This window comes from Synechococcus sp. PCC 6717, from assembly GCF_022698185.1.
In the GTDB taxonomy this organism is placed as follows: domain Bacteria; phylum Cyanobacteriota; class Cyanobacteriia; order Thermosynechococcales; family Thermosynechococcaceae; genus Thermosynechococcus; species Thermosynechococcus lividus.
This window is the reverse complement of sequence record NZ_JAKLTV010000001.1, coordinates 261,556-277,302: the sequence shown is the minus strand read 5'-3', so window position 1 is coordinate 277,302 and position 15,747 is coordinate 261,556. Positions and strand designations below refer to the sequence as shown.

The 15,747-nt window shown below is 54.0% G+C and carries 13 protein-coding genes; 5 read left to right on the top strand and 8 right to left on the bottom strand.

Translation table 11 applies throughout. From position 1 onward, the window contains the following. Positions 1-186 precede the first annotated feature (186 nt). Together L5470_RS01300 and L5470_RS01295 are read left to right on the top strand one after the other, a co-directional pair. Positions 187-2,616, top strand: coding sequence for a phosphoketolase family protein (locus tag L5470_RS01300; RefSeq protein ID WP_499497667.1), 2,430 nt, complete (start codon positions 187-189; stop codon positions 2,614-2,616). A gap of 161 nt (positions 2,617-2,777) precedes the next feature. Beyond that, a complete protein-coding gene (locus L5470_RS01295; RefSeq protein WP_099799352.1) occupies positions 2,778-3,647 on the top strand; it encodes an Rpn family recombination-promoting nuclease/putative transposase in 870 nt (289 codons plus the stop codon). Between the two features lie 160 nt (positions 3,648-3,807). On the opposite strand, the gene dnaG is transcribed toward L5470_RS01295, so the two are convergent. The 4 genes from dnaG to L5470_RS01275 all read right to left on the bottom strand — a co-directional run bounded on the left by dnaG (position 3,808) and on the right by L5470_RS01275 (position 7,751). Next, on the bottom strand, positions 3,808-5,880 hold the full coding sequence (dnaG, locus tag L5470_RS01290; protein ID WP_499497664.1) for a DNA primase: 2,073 nt from the start codon (positions 5,878-5,880) through the stop codon (positions 3,808-3,810). Between the two features lie 42 nt (positions 5,881-5,922). Beyond that, positions 5,923-6,630: a ribose-5-phosphate isomerase RpiA gene (rpiA, locus tag L5470_RS01285; RefSeq protein WP_099799926.1), complete on the bottom strand. Its 708-nt coding sequence runs from the start codon at positions 6,628-6,630 to the stop codon at positions 5,923-5,925. Positions 6,631-6,767: 137 nt separating this feature from the next. Beyond that, entirely contained in the window at positions 6,768-7,526 is a 759-nt protein-coding gene (locus L5470_RS01280) for an EI24 domain-containing protein (protein ID WP_499497661.1), read from the bottom strand. Positions 7,527-7,574: 48 nt separating this feature from the next. After that, positions 7,575-7,751 (bottom strand): hypothetical protein, encoded by a 177-nt coding sequence (locus L5470_RS01275; protein ID WP_448515180.1) that lies wholly within the window; start codon positions 7,749-7,751, stop codon positions 7,575-7,577. Positions 7,752-7,916: 165 nt separating this feature from the next. Here L5470_RS01275 and L5470_RS01270 point away from each other — a divergent pair, with 165 nt between their 5' ends. Further along, positions 7,917-8,345 carry an NfeD family protein gene (locus tag L5470_RS01270; RefSeq protein WP_099799349.1) on the top strand — a complete coding sequence of 143 codons (429 nt, stop codon included), beginning with the start codon at positions 7,917-7,919 and terminating at the stop codon, positions 8,343-8,345. 40 nt (positions 8,346-8,385) lie between these two features. Here the strand turns inward: L5470_RS01270 and L5470_RS01265 are convergent, their stop codons facing one another. Continuing rightward, positions 8,386-9,729, bottom strand: a complete 1,344-nt coding sequence (locus L5470_RS01265) for a glycosyltransferase family protein (protein WP_499497658.1) — start codon at positions 9,727-9,729, stop codon at positions 8,386-8,388. Here L5470_RS01265 and L5470_RS01260 point away from each other — a divergent pair. Then, positions 9,728-10,216, top strand: coding sequence for an NUDIX domain-containing protein (locus L5470_RS01260; RefSeq protein ID WP_499497656.1), 489 nt, complete (start codon positions 9,728-9,730; stop codon positions 10,214-10,216). The genes L5470_RS01265 and L5470_RS01260 overlap by 2 nt on opposite strands. On the opposite strand, the gene L5470_RS01255 is transcribed toward L5470_RS01260, so the two are convergent. The 3 genes from L5470_RS01255 to hrcA are packed head-to-tail and all read right to left on the bottom strand — an operon-like array spanning position 10,158 to position 13,020. Beyond that, on the bottom strand, positions 10,158-11,156 hold the full coding sequence (locus L5470_RS01255; RefSeq protein WP_499497654.1) for an RsmB/NOP family class I SAM-dependent RNA methyltransferase: 999 nt from the start codon (positions 11,154-11,156) through the stop codon (positions 10,158-10,160). The genes L5470_RS01260 and L5470_RS01255 overlap by 59 nt on opposite strands. A 15-nt stretch (positions 11,157-11,171) precedes the next feature. Then, the gene (locus tag L5470_RS01250) at positions 11,172-11,912 is read right to left on the bottom strand and encodes a DUF561 domain-containing protein (protein ID WP_099799346.1); all 741 of its coding nucleotides are present in this window, start codon (positions 11,910-11,912) and stop codon (positions 11,172-11,174) included. A gap of 37 nt (positions 11,913-11,949) precedes the next feature. Then, positions 11,950-13,020, bottom strand: coding sequence for a heat-inducible transcriptional repressor HrcA (gene hrcA, locus L5470_RS01245; protein WP_099799345.1), 1,071 nt, complete (start codon positions 13,018-13,020; stop codon positions 11,950-11,952). A 201-nt stretch (positions 13,021-13,221) separates the two neighbouring features. On the opposite strand from hrcA, the gene L5470_RS01240 reads away from it, so the two are divergent. Beyond that, positions 13,222-15,747, top strand: coding sequence for a sugar phosphate nucleotidyltransferase (locus tag L5470_RS01240; protein ID WP_499497651.1), 2,526 nt, complete (start codon positions 13,222-13,224; stop codon positions 15,745-15,747).

Here is a 15,747-nt window from a genome sequence, read left to right as displayed (position 1 = left end):
AACCGCAGCTCGGGTTCGCCCTTTCTTCAGAGATTTTTCTCTAGAAACGTTGCATCAGAATCATTCTGGCGAATCAACAGCCTGTACCAGTCTGGCGAAAGAGCAGATAGTCTGTGCATTTTGTTTTATCTTTTGAGTTCTGAAGCAGGCTGTCGTGGCTTCAACAGTTGATGTATGAGGGAATTTATGGTTAGCGCTCTCTCCCCCACAACTCAATCAATTCGTGCGTTTGGGATTGCCCGCGCCACTATTGAGGGTCAGCCCCTCAGTGCTGCAGAAGTGGATGCCATCGATGCTTACTTCCGTGCCTGTAATTACCTTGCGGTAGGCATGATTTACCTGCGGGACAACCCCCTGCTCAAAGTTCCCCTGCAACCAGAGCACATTAAGAAACGCCTCTTGGGGCATTGGGGAGCCAGCCCTGGACTTTCTTTTATCTACATTCATCTCAACCGCATTATTAAAAAATATCAACAAGAGATTATTTTTCTGGCGGGTCCCGGCCACGGTGCCCCCGGTGTCTTAGCGCCTGTGTATCTCGAAGGAAGTTATTCCGAGATTTACCACAACATTAGTGAAGATGAGCACGGCCTCAAAAAATTTTTCAAGCAGTTTTCATTTCCTGGCGGTGTGGGTAGCCACTGCACCCCAGAAACCCCCGGCTCAATTCACGAAGGGGGAGAACTGGGTTATGTGCTCTCCCATGCCTGTGGTGCTGCTTTTGACAATCCCAACCTGATTGTGGCCGCAGTGGTAGGAGATGGCGAATCGGAAACAGGGCCACTGGCTACCTCGTGGCACATTAATAAGTTCCTGAACCCTGTACGCGATGGCGCAGTCCTGCCAGTTTTGCACCTGAATGGCTACAAAATTAACAACCCCACACTATTGGCGCGTATTCCCCACGCCGATCTCGAGCATCTCTTTCGCGGTTATGGTTATGAACCTTGCTTTGTCGAAGGCTCTGACCGTCCCTCAATGCACCAAGCAATGGCGGCAACCCTAGAGTACTGTGTAAACAAAATTAAGGAAATTCAACAGGCAGCTCGGGAGCAGGGGGTAACGCCTCTACCCCGCTGGCCGATGATTATTTTGCGGACACCCAAGGGCTGGACAGGGCCGGCTGAAGTGAATGGACGGAAGGTAGAAGGGTTCTGGCGAGCACACCAAGTGCCCATGGCCGATGTGCACAGCAACCCCGCAAACCTGCAATTGCTGGAGAAGTGGTTGCGCAGTTACCATCCGGAAGATTTATTTGATGATAAGGGAACCTTTCGCCCTGATCTAAAAGCACTGGCACCAACCGGCACCTACCGCATGGGGATGAACCCTCATGCCAATGGGGGGCTGCTCCGCAAAGACCTAAAAATGCCAGATTTCCGGGAGTATGGTATTACCGTTGAGAAGCCTGCCCAACTAGAAGCGGAAAACACACGACCCCTTGGCGTTTTCCTGCGGGATGTGATGCGCCAAAACATGACGAATTTCCGCGTCTTTGGTCCTGATGAAAACACTTCAAACAAACTTAATGCCATTTATGAAGTTAGCAAAAAATTCTGGATTGCTGAATTCTTTGAAGAGGATGAAGATGGCGGTGAGTTATCCACCGATGGTCGTGTCATTGAAATGCTCAGTGAGCACACCATGGAAGGGATGCTAGAGGGCTACCTGTTAACAGGACGGCACGGCTTCTTTTCCACCTATGAGTCTTTTGTGCATGTCATTGACTCAATGTTTAATCAGCATGCCAAGTGGCTGAGTATCTGCAATGAACTGTCGTGGCGCGCTGATATTGCTTCGTTGAACTTATTGATCACCTCGACGGTGTGGCGGCAGGATCACAATGGCTTCACTCATCAAGATCCGGGCTTTTTGGATGTGGTCTGTAACAAGAGTGCAGCGGTGACGCGAATTTATCTACCGCCCGATGTCAACTCCTTGCTATCGGTGGCGGATCACTGTTTGCGTAGCAAAAACTATGTGAATGTCATTGTGTCGGATAAGCAATTGCATTTGCAGTACATGGATATGGATGCGGCCATTAAGCACTGCACGAAGGGATTGGGAATTTGGGATTGGGCTAGTAATGATCAAGGCTATGAGCCGGATCTGGTGATGGCCAGCGCGGGGGATATTCCCACCCAAGAAGCCTTGGCGGCGATCGCCCTGCTGCGGCAAGAGTTTCCCGACCTGAAAATCCGCTACATTAACGTTGTGGATTTATTTAAGTTGCAACCGGAAACAGAGCATCCCCACGGCCTGAGCGATCGCGATTTTGATAGCCTATTCACACTAGATCGGCCAATTATTTTCAACTTCCACGGTTATCCATGGCTGATTCACCGCCTCACCTACCGCCGTTATAACCACGTCAACCTGCATGTGCGTGGCTATAAAGAGAAAGGCAACATTAACACCCCCCTCGAGCTAGCGATTAACAATGAAATTGACCGCTTTAGCTTGGCGATCGATGCCATTGACCGGCTGCCCGAGTTGCAGGTGGCCGGTGCCCATGCCAAGGAAAAATTCCGCAATATGCAGATTGAAGCCCGCAACTACGCCTACGAGTTTGGGATCGATAAGCCGGAGTTTAGCCACTGGACATGGCCACTTTAGCCCTTTGCGGTCATAGAAATCTCGCTCTCGCTTGGATATGTAAGCTCGCATCTCCCAAGTCAGAGCGACGTATTTCGCTGCAGACTTAACTGCTCTAGGCTTTTGAAGACCGTTTGCGGCGACATGATGGCTGTGGGGTGCATTCTCGATACACTGGGGGAATGCGAGATAACCTCTGTAAATACCTTGCTGAACAATACCCTACCGCCTTTACCCAGTGGCTTCTCAACGATGTCTCAGAAAATGTTTCAGTTCTCAAAACCGAACTGAACCTTGAACCGATTCGTGCAGATGCCGTCACCCTCGTGCGAACGCAACACTGCATTCTGCATCTAGAATTTCAGGTCGAACCAGAGCCAGCCCTACCCTTACGGATGCTGGACTACTGGCTGAGGCTCTATCGCACTTACCAATGCGAGATTGTCCAAGTCTTAATTCTGCTGCGACGAACACGGGTGCAGGTGCCCGATGTCTTTGAGTGGCCAAACACCACTCATCGCTACCGAGTGGTGAAACTCTGGGAAGAAGACCCACGGCAATTTTTTGCCATTCCTGGTCTATTGCCCTTTGCAGTGTTGGGGAAAACAAATAACGAAGCTGGTTTGTTGCAAGCCGTTGCTGACCAGATTCGTCAGATTGACTCCAAGCAGACCCGGCAAGAGTTGAGTACCATCGTTCAACTGCTCGCTGGGTTACAGTACAGTAAGGAGCTGATTCAAGCGATTTTTCGGGAGGGAATGATGCGCGAATCCGTGATTTACCAAGAAATTCTTCAAGAAGGACAACGAGAGGGAGAGAAAATTGGGCTTCAGCGTGGCCGACAAGAAGGGCGACAAGAAGGACAACTGGAGGGAGAATGTACGCTTATTCTCCGCCAACTCCGCCGCCGATTCGGGACACTACCCGATGCCGTGGTTCAACATATCCGTGGGCTATCTCTCGAACAGTTGGATGCTTTAGGAGAAGCTCTTCTCGATTTCCAAGACTTTAACGATCTCGCAATGTGGCTAGACTCTCAACCCAATCGTTAACTTAATGAGAGGTTCGGGGAGCGATAAGTCCCGCGGTGTATGCGAAACATCAGCGTCGGGAGGATGTCACACTGTTAGTCAGTTGGCTTAGATTCTTTCGCACCTATGAGGGTACTTATCGGCTATGGCTGGTGCACTCGAAAGACTCTTGATAGCAAGGCTAGGACAAGCTGCGGATTGCATTGAGGGGTGGGCAGCGTTCTTCGTCTAATTGCTGCAAATACTGGCGGTGCTGGTAATAGTCGTGGCGCAATTGCTCTAAAGCCTGTAGGCGATCCGCATCAATGCCGGGAATACTCTGAATGTCGGTACTAGGGCTGGTGATCATGCGCTCAAGGTATTGGCGGAGAGCTTCACTAGCGGGAGCCTCACTTAAAATGAGAGCTACAGTTTCTTGCCAAGACTGCAAAAGATAGCGACAGCGTTTCTCGACGGCAATGCGCTCCAAGACGGCGGCAGTTGCTTGGATGGTTAATTCGGGTCGCTCTAAGCTAACGGCAGTGATTTCATCAAGGTGCAGCAGGGGGGCAATCATGTTGGCGTGGTTATCTTCACTGATGGCATCAAAGAGGCGGCTGACCAAATCTACCTCTGTGAGGCGTGTGGCGGTATCGGTAGTCGGGGACAGCAGCCATTCGGCTGTATAGGGATCATCGGGAGCAGGTAAACCAGCGCAGAGATCTTCCTCAATGGCTAAAATTTGCCGCCACAGCCAGCGATGGTGGGATAGGCTAAACTCAATATCCCGTGCCTGTAGAGTCTGGCGAATGAGGGGGCGATAGTCACCCCGGTGGAGGTACAGTCGCAGCAATTGTTCTTCGGCAGCTTGGCGGAGGTTGTAGTCCGCTGGGCGTTGCCATTTTTGGGATCGTCCCTGCCACCGTTGCCCCCGTACCTGTTGCCGCAGGGATTCCTCTAAGCGCAGAATGAGGCGACTGTCACCGCGCCCCAGTAACTCGGCACAGCGGTGGATATAGTGACTGCGCAGGGCGGCATTGGGTAATTTTCCTAGCAGTTGAGTGAGCGCTTGGCTGGCTTGGTGGAACTGATCACTTTGGTTCAGATCGTACCGGGCAAGGGTGGTGTCCAGTTGCCAGTCTAGCCAAAGGGGAGCGGTATCCAGCAGGGTTTGGTAGCGATCGCCCGTTGCTTGTGCTAAAAATTCGGCGGCATCTTTACCGGCGGGTAGGGTTAAAATCCGTAGAGTCAGATCGCCACGGTAAGCCAAGTCTGCCGCTTCACCAATGGCGCGATCGGTGGCGCGTTGTCCTGCGGTATCGGCATCGAAATTGAGGATAATCTGCTTGGACTCGGTGTAGCGCAGAAGCAGTTTAATCTGGGCTTGGCTGAGGGCAGTACCAAGGCTGGCCACTGCTTGGGTTAACCCTGCTTGGTGCAGCGCCATGACATCAAAATAGCCTTCGACCACAACCGCTTGATCCTTATGAACAATGGTTTGCCGCGCTTTATCCAAGCCAAAGAGCAACTGCCCCTTATTAAAAATGGGGGTTTCGGGGGAGTTGAGGTATTTCGGCTCCTCGTTGCTGAGGGTGCGACCGCCAAAGCCCACCACCCGTCCTTGGCTGTCCATAATGGGGATCATCAGGCGATCGCGAAAACGGTCGTAGTAGCCGTCGGCAGTGCGTCGGGGGACAATCAGCCCTGCCTGTTCAACCAAGCTAGCGGGATAGCCCTTTTGCTCAACAAGATAGCTATAGATAACCTGCCAACCAGCGGGTGCATACCCTAGGCGAAAGTGCTGAATTGTCGCTTCCGTTAAGTGGCGCTGCTGCCGCAGATAGGTGTAGGCAGCCTCACCGATGGGTTGGCGCAGAGCGTGTTCATAAAAACTAGTCGCGATCGCCAGAAGTTCGTAGAGTTGCTCTTGAAGGGATAAACGCACCTGTAGCGCTTGTTTGTGGGCGGCGTCTAGCGTTCGCACCGGCACCTGATACTGCTGAGCTAACTCCAGTACCACATCGCCAAAGGAGCGTTTTTGCAGTTCCATCAGGAACTTAATGGCATTCCCCCCCGCCCCACAGCCAAAGCAGTAATAAAACCCTTTGCTGGGGCTAACCGTGAAGCTAGGAGTTTTTTCGTCGTGGAAGGGGCAACAGCCAACGTACTCCCGTCCCCGTTTGCGCAACACAACATGCGCTGCCACGACATCGACGATGTTGACGGCTTCACGCACAGCTTCAATGGTATCGGGGTGGAGACGGGGAATATCCATAGGTTTTCAGGATAGCTGATCCCCACTGGGGAAGACGGGAGACTAGACTACTTCGCGAACACGAGGCTGCCCCTCTACAAGTTCACCCACCAGAACGACATCGGCCACATTGACAAAGAGACCATTTTCAAGCACCCCAGGAATATTGTTGATCGTCTTTTCTAGGGCTGCGGCATCCGCAATCTCGGCAAAGGTTACGTCTAATACAAAGTTACCTTGGTCAGTAATCACAGGTCCATCTTTCTTAACCCCCATGCGCAGTTCTGGTTTGCCTCCCAAGGCGGTTAAGGCACGGCTAACAGGACTCAGGGCAAGGGGCAAGACCTCGACAGGAACTGGAAATGTTGAACCAAGCCGTTCTACAAGTTTGCTGCTATCCACGACCACAAGGAATTGATCCGCCAGCGAGTCAACAATTTTCTCGCGGGTATGAGCGGCACCCCCCCCTTTGATTAAGTTTTTAGCTGGATCTACTTCATCCGCACCGTCAATGGCAACATCAATTTTAGTGACATCATCGAGGGTGACGAGGGGGATACCGTACTGCTTTGCCAGTACCGAGGCTTGAAAGGAGGTGGGCACACCGCGAATATTGCTCAGCTCGCCGTTGCGCAGGCGATCGCCCAAGAATTCAATCACAAAGGCAGTGGTTGAACCCGTACCTAGCCCCACCACCATGCCCGACTGGACGCGATCCGCAGCCGCTTTGGCCACCGCTTGCTTCATTTGTTTAACGGCGTCTTGACTCATGCCCAAGCTCCCATACATTTCCCAAACAGCACAATAGCATAGTGGAGCAGGGCATAACCGATGCTCCGGTATGATGGCTTGGGAACTTCGCGAGAACTGTTCAACGGTACCTTGACCTCTCCCGCACTCAGGCAACGTTAACGCTGAGGCAGCGCAGGGGAGACTGACAGGGCGGTGTTGGGGTCTCGCTCTTGAATTAAGAGGGCGGCGGCAACCACCCCCACTGCGGGCACGAGCACCATTCCTGCAAGGGGAACCAATAGACCCAGACACTGTGCCAAACCAAGGCCGTAGATTTCTGGGGTGTAGGCTCGGGTTAAAACTTGGCGTTCCTTAAGGGTTCTACTGTGCTTTTCCAGCGGATAATCAAAACTCCCTCGCCCAAAGAAGTAGCTATTGACTAGCACCATTACGATGGGTTGCAGTGGGCCACACAGGAACGACAGTAGTAAACAAACCAGTTGCACAAGTGCGTCCCGCAGGGCAAACCAGCCGCCCACAATGGTATTGAAGAGGTCTCGCCGCCAACCCACCTCAATGGTATGGCCGGTTGTAATTTTCTCTACACGATTGAGAAGTGGGCCCAAGAAGGGAATCACCACCAATGGAATGAGGGTTTGGTAGCCAATTAGTGCCAAAAAGAGAGCGATCGCCACGGCGACCACATCCACAACCGCATCGTAGAGCCACTGCCATGACCCCAAGGGCACCACTACCCATTGTYCCCCARGGGTTTGCACCGCCACGAAAGCGCTAATAATCAAGGCTGTGCCCAGTAAAAAACTCACGATCGCCGGTAGCAGGAGGTAGGCCCACAAACGATGGCGGGCAATAAAGCGTAAGCCACGACCAAAGGCGAAAAATCCCCGCTGAAACCGCTGACTTACCGACCACATTCGTCCCAGCACTGGTCTGCCTTAGAACCCATTCGGGGGGATCCTAGCTTATCCGCGGCGGGGTGGTGTGCCCTCATCATCCGGGGGGGGCGCATCGGCCATCAGGTGAGTCGTGTCGGTGCGATCGTTCTGGGATACAGGGGGCGTACCGGGTCGCCAAAGCCATGTGGCCAGCACTCCCAAGGTCAGTATTCCCACCAACAGTGGCACAAAAAAGTTAGTCATTATGATTACTCGCGTGGATTTCATGATTAATTACATACTGACAGACGTGGTGTCTTTTCAGCGTAGGTTACCTGACGCCACACGGCTGGGTTCAGTTCCGACCATGGCGGCCATCTTAAGCTATGGTTGAAATGAAACTTTGGGCTTGCAAGAGTAACGATAGTGATGGCGCTGTCACCCTTCTGGATCTGGTGTATTGCGGCAGTCATTCTCTTTTTGATGGAGTTTTTTCTGCCCACCGCTTTTGTGGAAGCCACCCTCGGCATCAGTGCATTGATTGTGGCCTTCACCTCGTTTCTAATTCCCAGTTTTCCCCTACAGGTGGTGCTCTGGATTCTGCTATCGGTGGTGGTGGTCTTCCTAATGCGCCGCTATCAGCCGAAACGCACTGCCCCAATTCTCAAAGAGGGGGCTGAAGCACAAACGATTAGCCAAATTTTGCCGGGGGAAACAGGGCGGGTACTTTACGATGGCATTTCGTGGCAAGCGCGGTGTGATGATCCCCATCTGGCGATCGCCGAGAATCAGCGAGTGATTGTTATTGGCCGCCAAGGCACGACCCTCATTGTGGTGCCCGAAGACACCATTTCATGATGAACTCCCCAAGGGGTAGTCCTGTAGTGGTAACAATGCACTAGAGGCGATGTCCCTTGTCTGCAATCTTTAACGTTAAGTCCACTAGCTTTGCTGCTGCTCCAGGGTCTCCTACGACGTTCTGTAATGCCGCTTTCATGGCAACCAAGTCTTGGGGATGCTCTAAGTAGTAAAGAATCTGCTGTGCCACTGCGTGGGGATCAAGGGGGCCGACGAGCTCCGGTACGATTTCTTGCTGTGCCCACAGGTTTGGCCACGCTTTGTAGCCCAAGCCTTGCTTGACCAGTTGCCAATCCATCTCTGGGGCTTGAAGGAGTTGCCAGAACTGCCGCCAACCTAACCCTTTGGCCACTAATGCCCAAAACACCAAGGCGGTCCAGTGCCGACCAATGGCAGGCAGCGCCACCAGTAACCCCGCCAATCCATCCCAAGGATGCGCCCGCTGTACCCGCAGTTGTTGTGCAGGCAGGAGCACGATCATGGGCACATTTAAGGCCGCTAGCTCAGCAGTGTTGGCACCAACGGTTGTGACGGCGATCGCCACTTGGCGCAGCAGCGGATAATTGGGTAATTGCTGCCACAAATACACCTTGGTGCCCTTGGGAGTTTCAAGGTAGGGAATGCCCTCTAGTGGTTGCTGCAGTTGAGCCGTTGTGCCAGCAATGTGCTTTAGATCGGGGTTATGCTGCGGGTCAGCATAGCGACCCAAGGTCTCGAGGGTGAGGGTGGGCGCCACAGGAATGACACATGCAACAGGCGGGTTCACCGTGGCTAAATGATCGGCGATCGCCAAGCAGAGGGGCACCCCCAGTTTGAGCTTATTTGGCTTTGACCCCGCCATCAGTGCAACCAACGGCGTGTCGGCTGCTATGCCCAAGTCTTGGTGCACCTGCGGTTGCTCCCCACGCCCAAGGGTTTGCACATCGGTCATCAGATCTCCAAWAACCGCCACATGGGCACGGGTTGGTGGCAGCGGCAGCGGACGGCGCAGAGCAATCACATCGACCCAGCGGTGCCAACGCGCCTGCCATTCACAGTAGAGAATACAGCGATAGCCTAAGCGTTTCGCCAGCAGCACCGCAAACAGTTGATCGCCGCCTAGAAAAACCACAACCCCGTGAGGGAGCCAGTCCCAACCGCTAGAGGTCGTTTTGGTGCACAATAATCGCCAAAATTCTTGCACCGGCAACACCCGATCCACCCCAGGATAGCGGCGGGCAATGTCCGCCTCGCGGCCACTGGCATGGGGACAGGGCACCATTACGACCGAGATGCGAACCTGATCTGTAGCCTCCTGCCGCAGAGCCGTAACGTAGGGATACACCCACGTTGCCAACTCCCCGGGGCCATTACTGAGAACAACAATATCCTGTTCTGCCGCCATGTCCCCTGTTGCGTTACCCTATCCTTGCTACCGTACCATGAAGCCTTCGTCGATGTACCGCAATCCTGCACCCACAGTTGACATCATCATTGAACTGTTAGATCATCCCCAGCGACCCATTCTCCTGATTGAGCGCCGCTATCCTCCCTTAGGTTGGGCTATTCCGGGAGGCTTTGTGGACTACGGCGAATCGGTGGAGGTGGCCGCCCAGCGCGAAGCTCGTGAAGAAGTGAGCCTTGAGATCACACTCCAAGAATTACTATATGTGTACTCAAATCCTGCTCGAGATCCCCGCCAGCACACCCTCAGTACAGTGTTTATTGCCACAGCCCACGGTACGCCCGTCGCGGCAGACGATGCAAAGGCTGTGCATATTGTACCCCTTGATCAGTTGCCGTCTTCCCTTTGCTTTGATCACGCGCAAATTCTCAAGGATTATCTGCACTGGCGGCAGACGGGTCAGCGGCCTCGACCACATCAGTTGTAGCTTGCCAACACAACCAGTTGCTCAGTTCGGGCATTGGAGTTGGCTCTCCCTCGCCTTGATGCTGCCACAGGATGGTAAAGGCTCCTGCGCCTTCCTGCTGCTGCGGCCAGAGGCGATAGCAAGGCAACTCACTTAGGTGAGACTGATAGGCAGCCAGTTGGGGAACAGTCTGGGGGATAAATTGGGGATACTTGGCACTAAACCACTTGGCCACCTCTTCGTTTTCTTCGCGACTAAAGGTACAGGTGCTGTAGAGGAGCCAGCCTTGGGGGCGCACCAACGCCGCCGCTGCCGCCAGAATTCGTTTTTGACGGCGTTGATTATGGCGCAGGGTCAGGGGATGGAAACAGCCCTCAGCGGTCTGGCCTTTGGCTAGCAGGGACTGGCCGGAACACGGGGCATCGACGATCACCACCTCAGCCGTCTGAGGCAAGGTTGCTGCTAAATCGGCACTATCACAGCAGGTGACCCCCACTGGATGAACACGACAGCGTTTGAGGTTACTAATTAACATCCCTAGGCGCTTAGGGATTGCTTCATTGCAAAGTAAGTAATCGGGCTTGAGGGCGCGCCATGCCAATAGACTTTTGCCTCCCGGCGCTGCACAAACATCAATGATCAGGCTAGGGGRGGGGGGCAAGGAAAGGAGGGGAACAGCCGCAAAAACGGAGGAGCTATCTAGGCAGTAGTAGGCACCTGCTTGGTGGAGTGGATGTTGCCCCGCCCGAGTGCCCACGGCCAGTCGGCTCACCCATGGGGGTTGCCAAGGGAGAGGAGGAAGGACTGGAAACGGCGAGGGGGTAGGGGGATCCTGGCGCCAGAGGATCGCTGGCGGTAAGGGCTGAGGGATGAACAATGCTGCCAAAAAGCGTTCCCGTTCGGCAGCAGCCTCAAACAGGCGTTCCGCACAGTTGAGCGCCAAACGGGAGGGCTTGACCACTGCTGCTAGGGAGTGTTAGGGGGCAACGGCCACAGCGCGATGAAGGGCGTCCGCTAGGGCACGGACACTGGCAATCATGGCGACTTCGCTGTTGAGTTGGTTCACCGCCGAGCCAACGCCAACCCCAGCAGCACCACTGGCGATCGCCAAGGGAATGGTGACAGCTGACAAGCCAGACGCACAGAGAACGGGAATGGAGACGGCCTGAGAGATTTCGTAGGCCGCCGCAAGGGTCGGAGCAGCCTTTTCAATTAGACCTAGAGTGCCACTATGGCGCGGTTGACTGCTCGTTCCCCCCTCCGTTTGGATGACATCCGCGCCCGCCTCTACTAAGGATTCCGCTAGGGTTACCTGTTCATCCAGCGGCAAAGTGTGGGGCACTGTCACCGAGAGCATAATTTGAGGCAGCAAGGAACGGGTTTGCCGGGTCAGTTCAAGAACTTCCGTGGCACTGAAGACACGGCCTTGGGCATAAAAACTATCGTAGTTGCCAATTTCTACGAGATCTGCACCTGCTGCAACTGCCTTCACCAGCAGGCACGGATCCACCGCAGACACACAAATGGGCAGCGTGGTAACCTCTTGGGCAATCCGCACGAGATCTGGATCAGCAGCAATATCCACCAATGTGGCTCCGCCATGCTCTGCGGCGGTGACCACCGCACGAACGCGATCGCCATCAAAATTGTTGAGGCCACTAATGATCTTCAGTACTGAGCGCTGGGCAAATGCAGCAGCTAAACGCGGATGCAGCATAAACTTGAAACTTCCAAATAATAGTCGTTGTTCTATCCTATCCTGAGACGGCATAGGAACGGCTGACCTGCTCGGAAAGGTAATCGGCAGCCGTGGCCACCAAGGGAATGATACGAGCGTAGGACATGCGTGTTGGCCCAAGAATACCAATCGTGCCAACGGGGGCGTTCCTGCAGCAGTAGCAGGAATAGACCAAGGTGCAGCAGTGCATTGGCGCAAGGGCATTTTCAGTGCCAATGCGAATTTGCACTTGGGAAGAGGCGGTGTGATCGGGGCTGATCAAAGGAGTGAGCTGATCCTGCTGATCCTCAAGGAGGTGCAAGAGCATTTGCACTTGTTCCACCTGCGAGAATTCCGGTTGCTGCAACACATCGGCAAGACCACTGACCACAAGGGAGGTGCCTTCTTGGGCATAGCGTTGGCTCAGTTGTTGAAACAGGGACTGGAGGTTTTGGCCATAGTCCTGAAAGTCAAGGTCTAATTGCTGCCAGTCAATGAGCGTTAAATCAACTAGCGATCGCCCCCGCAATTGATGGTTCAAAAAATTTGTTAACACCTGCAATGTCCGATCCCGCAGGTCAATCTCTTGCGGTTCACTGGGCAAGGAAATGACTGCCGATTGGGTTTCATAGCTATCCAGCACTAGGATAACCATCACCTGTTGCGCATCCAGCGCCACCAGTTGAATTAAACGGATGCGCCGCTCTAGACTGTTGGGCAAGGAAATTAATGTAATGTATCCACTCAGATCAGATAACAGTTGAGCAGCTTGACGCAAAATTACTTCCAAGCGATAGCGCCCCCACAAAAACTGCTCGGCCAAGAGGGACTCAGCTTTTTGCGCCACATCGGGGATAGGCTGAACTAACTCATCAACGTAGAGACGGTAGCCAGAGTCCGAGGGAACACGGCCGGCGGAGGTGTGGGGTTGGTAAAGCAGGCCACTGCGTTCTAGCAGCAGCATAATATTGCGCACCGTGGCGGGGCTAACCTTAAGGTTATATTCGGTGGCGATCGCCTTAGAGCCAACGGGTTCTGCCGTTGCAATGTAGTGGTTGATGGTGGCACCAAGAATTTGCTTCTGGCGATCGTTCAGTTCAATCGTCATAACCCCACACATCCCTAGCGTTGATCGTCCGTGCTTCCTTTTATCTATAAACCAGTGAACGCTGATTCAGCAATGCAAAATCCTACAGGTGCCGCATCTAAATAATCATTGCAATCTTAGGTCTGGGGTCTAGTTGCCCTAGGGCGTCCCCTAGACTAGAAAGTAAGGATACCCGTCAAGATACAGCGGAAGGAGGTGAAGTTGCGCGTCGTCCTTATGGCTGGAGGCAGTGGTACACGGCTGCGCCCCCTCACTTGCGACTTGCCCAAGCCAATGGTGCCAGTGGTCAATCGTCCTATTGCAGAGCACATTCTCAATCTGCTGCGCAGCCACGGCCTAGATGATGTGGTGATGACCCTGCACTATCTCCCTGATGTTGTGCGCGATTATTTTGGGGATGGCAGTGAGTTTGGGGTGCACCTGAGCTATGTGGTTGAGGAAGAGCAGCCCCTTGGTACCGCTGGCTCTGTGAAAAATATTGCCCACCTGCTGGCGGATCCCTTTTTGGTGGTCAGTGGCGACAGCATTACGGATGTGAACCTCAGCGAGGCCATTCGCTTTCACCACCAACACCGTGCTCCCGTTACCTTGATCTTAGCTCGAGTGTCCAATCCCAAGGAATTCGGGATTGTCTTTACGGATGAGGAGGGGCGGATTCGCCGCTTTCTCGAGAAGCCCTCAGCGGGGGAAGTCTTTACAGATACCGTCAACACTGGTATGTACCTGCTCAGTCCAACTGTGATGGACTATCTCAGCGGCGGGACAGAGCGGGACTTTTCTCGAGATTTGTTTCCCCTGTTGCTCCAGGCAGACGTGCCCATGTACGGGTACATTACCGATGCCTATTGGTGCGATGTGGGTAGCTTGCAAACCTATCAGCAGGTGCAGTGGGATGCCCTCTACGGTCGAGTTCAGTTAGACATTCAGGGCACTGAGGTACAGCCGCGGGTGTGGGTGGGGCGCAACACCACCTTGCCCCAAGATATCCAGCTAGAAGACCCGATTGTGCTTGGGAATAACTGCCGCCTTGGTGCGGGCGTAACCCTCGCTGCAGGGACGGTGCTGTCAGATAACGTCATTGTTGGCAATGGCAGCCAACTGCGCGGTGTGGTGGCTTGGAATGGGGTGTTTGTTGGCGATGATAGCCACCTCGAGCACTGCATCTTGGCTCGCCATGTGCATGTGGATCGCCACGTCACTCTCAACGAAGGGGTGATTGTCGGTACCCGTTCAGTGATTGGGGAGGAGGCCAGCCTCAGTCAAGGAGTGCGGCTGTGGCCGGGCAAGCGGATTGAGCCGGGGGCGATCGTTAACGAAAGTTTGATCTGGGGAACCACAGGGCAGCGGTATCTATTTGGCCAGCGGGGGGTGGSGGGGGTGGCCAATGTGGATATTACCCCAGAGTTTGCCGTACGTTTGGCGGCAGCCTATGCTTCCACCCTTGAGCCGGGCACCAGTGTACTTGTTTCTCGCGATCAGCGCAGTGTCTCGCGTATGGTGGCGCATGCCCTGATGTCGGGGTTGATGTCTGTGGGGATTCATGTCTTGAATTTGGAGGCGATCGCCCTGCCCATTGCCCGCTTTGCGGCTCAGACCCTTTCGGTGAGCGGCGGTATTCACGTTCGTGCCCACCCCGATCGCGCCGATCAATTGCTAATTGAATTTTTTGACCATAAAGGCATTAACCTGAGTCGTGCCCGCGAACGCCAGATTGAAACCGCCTACTTCCGTGAAGATATTCGCCGGGTCATTCTCAGGGATGTGGGGACGATGGCACAACCCAACAATAGCGTTGCTGCCTACGCCCAAGGGTTTGAAAAATGGCTGAATACAAAACTGTTTTATGGCAACCCCGCCAAAATTGTTATTGACTACGCCTATGCGGTATCGGGGGTGGTGCTGCCACAAATCCTCAATAAGTTTGGCTGTGATGCAGTGGTGTTGAATGCAACCCTGCACCCCACTCCCCTCAATATTTTGGAGCGCCAGCGTCTGCTACGGGAACTGGGACAAGTCGTCACAGCACTGTCCGCCAGCTTAGGGGTACAGGTGTCCGCCAATGGCGAGCGGCTCACCCTTGTGGATAACAGTGGCGCGGTGGTCAGCGATCAGGAACTCACAGCACTAATGACCTACTTGGTCTTGCTGACCCATCCCGGCAGTACAGTGGCTGTTCCCGTCACCACCTCCAGCGCAGTAGAAACCATTGCCCAGCAGTTGGGGGGGCACATTCTGCGCACCCGCACCAACCCTACAGATCTAATGGAAGCCTGCCAGCACCACAGCGGCGTGGTTCTTGGCGGAGCAGCGGAAACGGGCTTTATTTTTCCCCAGTTGCATCCGGGCTTTGATGCCATGTTTACCATCGCCACCCTCATTGAAATGCTGGCCTTGATTGGTAAGCCCTTAACTGCGATACGCCAAGAGCTACCCAAAGTTCACTACCATCACCGTGCTATCCGCTGCCCGTGGATTGCCAAGGGGTCCTTAATGCGCCACCTTGTGGAAACCCAGCCACGGGCACACCTGAACTTGATTGATGGGGTTAAAATTGGCGACCCCAACACCAATAACTGGATCTTGGTCTTGCCCGATGCCAGTGAACCCTTAGTGCACCTGTACGTCAACAGCCATGACGCGGCGTGGAATGAGCAGATGTTGCACCGTTATACGCACCGCATTGAACAATTCGCCCGCCTAGAAACGGTGGCAGATGCAAAAATATAA

Coding starts and splice junctions, on each gene's coding strand:
- L5470_RS01300 (WP_499497667.1), top strand. CDS start 187: ATGGTTAGCGCTCTCTCCCCCACAACTCAATCAATTCGTGCGTTTGGG.
- L5470_RS01295 (WP_099799352.1), top strand. CDS start 2,778: ATGCGAGATAACCTCTGTAAATACCTTGCTGAACAATACCCTACCGCC.
- dnaG (WP_499497664.1), bottom strand. CDS start 5,880: ATGGATATTCCCCGTCTCCACCCCGATACCATTGAAGCTGTGCGTGAA.
- rpiA (WP_099799926.1), bottom strand. CDS start 6,630: ATGAGTCAAGACGCCGTTAAACAAATGAAGCAAGCGGTGGCCAAAGCG.
- L5470_RS01275 (WP_448515180.1), bottom strand. CDS start 7,751: ATGACTAACTTTTTTGTGCCACTGTTGGTGGGAATACTGACCTTGGGA.
- L5470_RS01270 (WP_099799349.1), top strand. CDS start 7,917: ATGGCGCTGTCACCCTTCTGGATCTGGTGTATTGCGGCAGTCATTCTC.
- L5470_RS01260 (WP_499497656.1), top strand. CDS start 9,728: ATGTCCCCTGTTGCGTTACCCTATCCTTGCTACCGTACCATGAAGCCT.
- L5470_RS01250 (WP_099799346.1), bottom strand. CDS start 11,912: ATGCTGCATCCGCGTTTAGCTGCTGCATTTGCCCAGCGCTCAGTACTG.
- hrcA (WP_099799345.1), bottom strand. CDS start 13,020: ATGACGATTGAACTGAACGATCGCCAGAAGCAAATTCTTGGTGCCACC.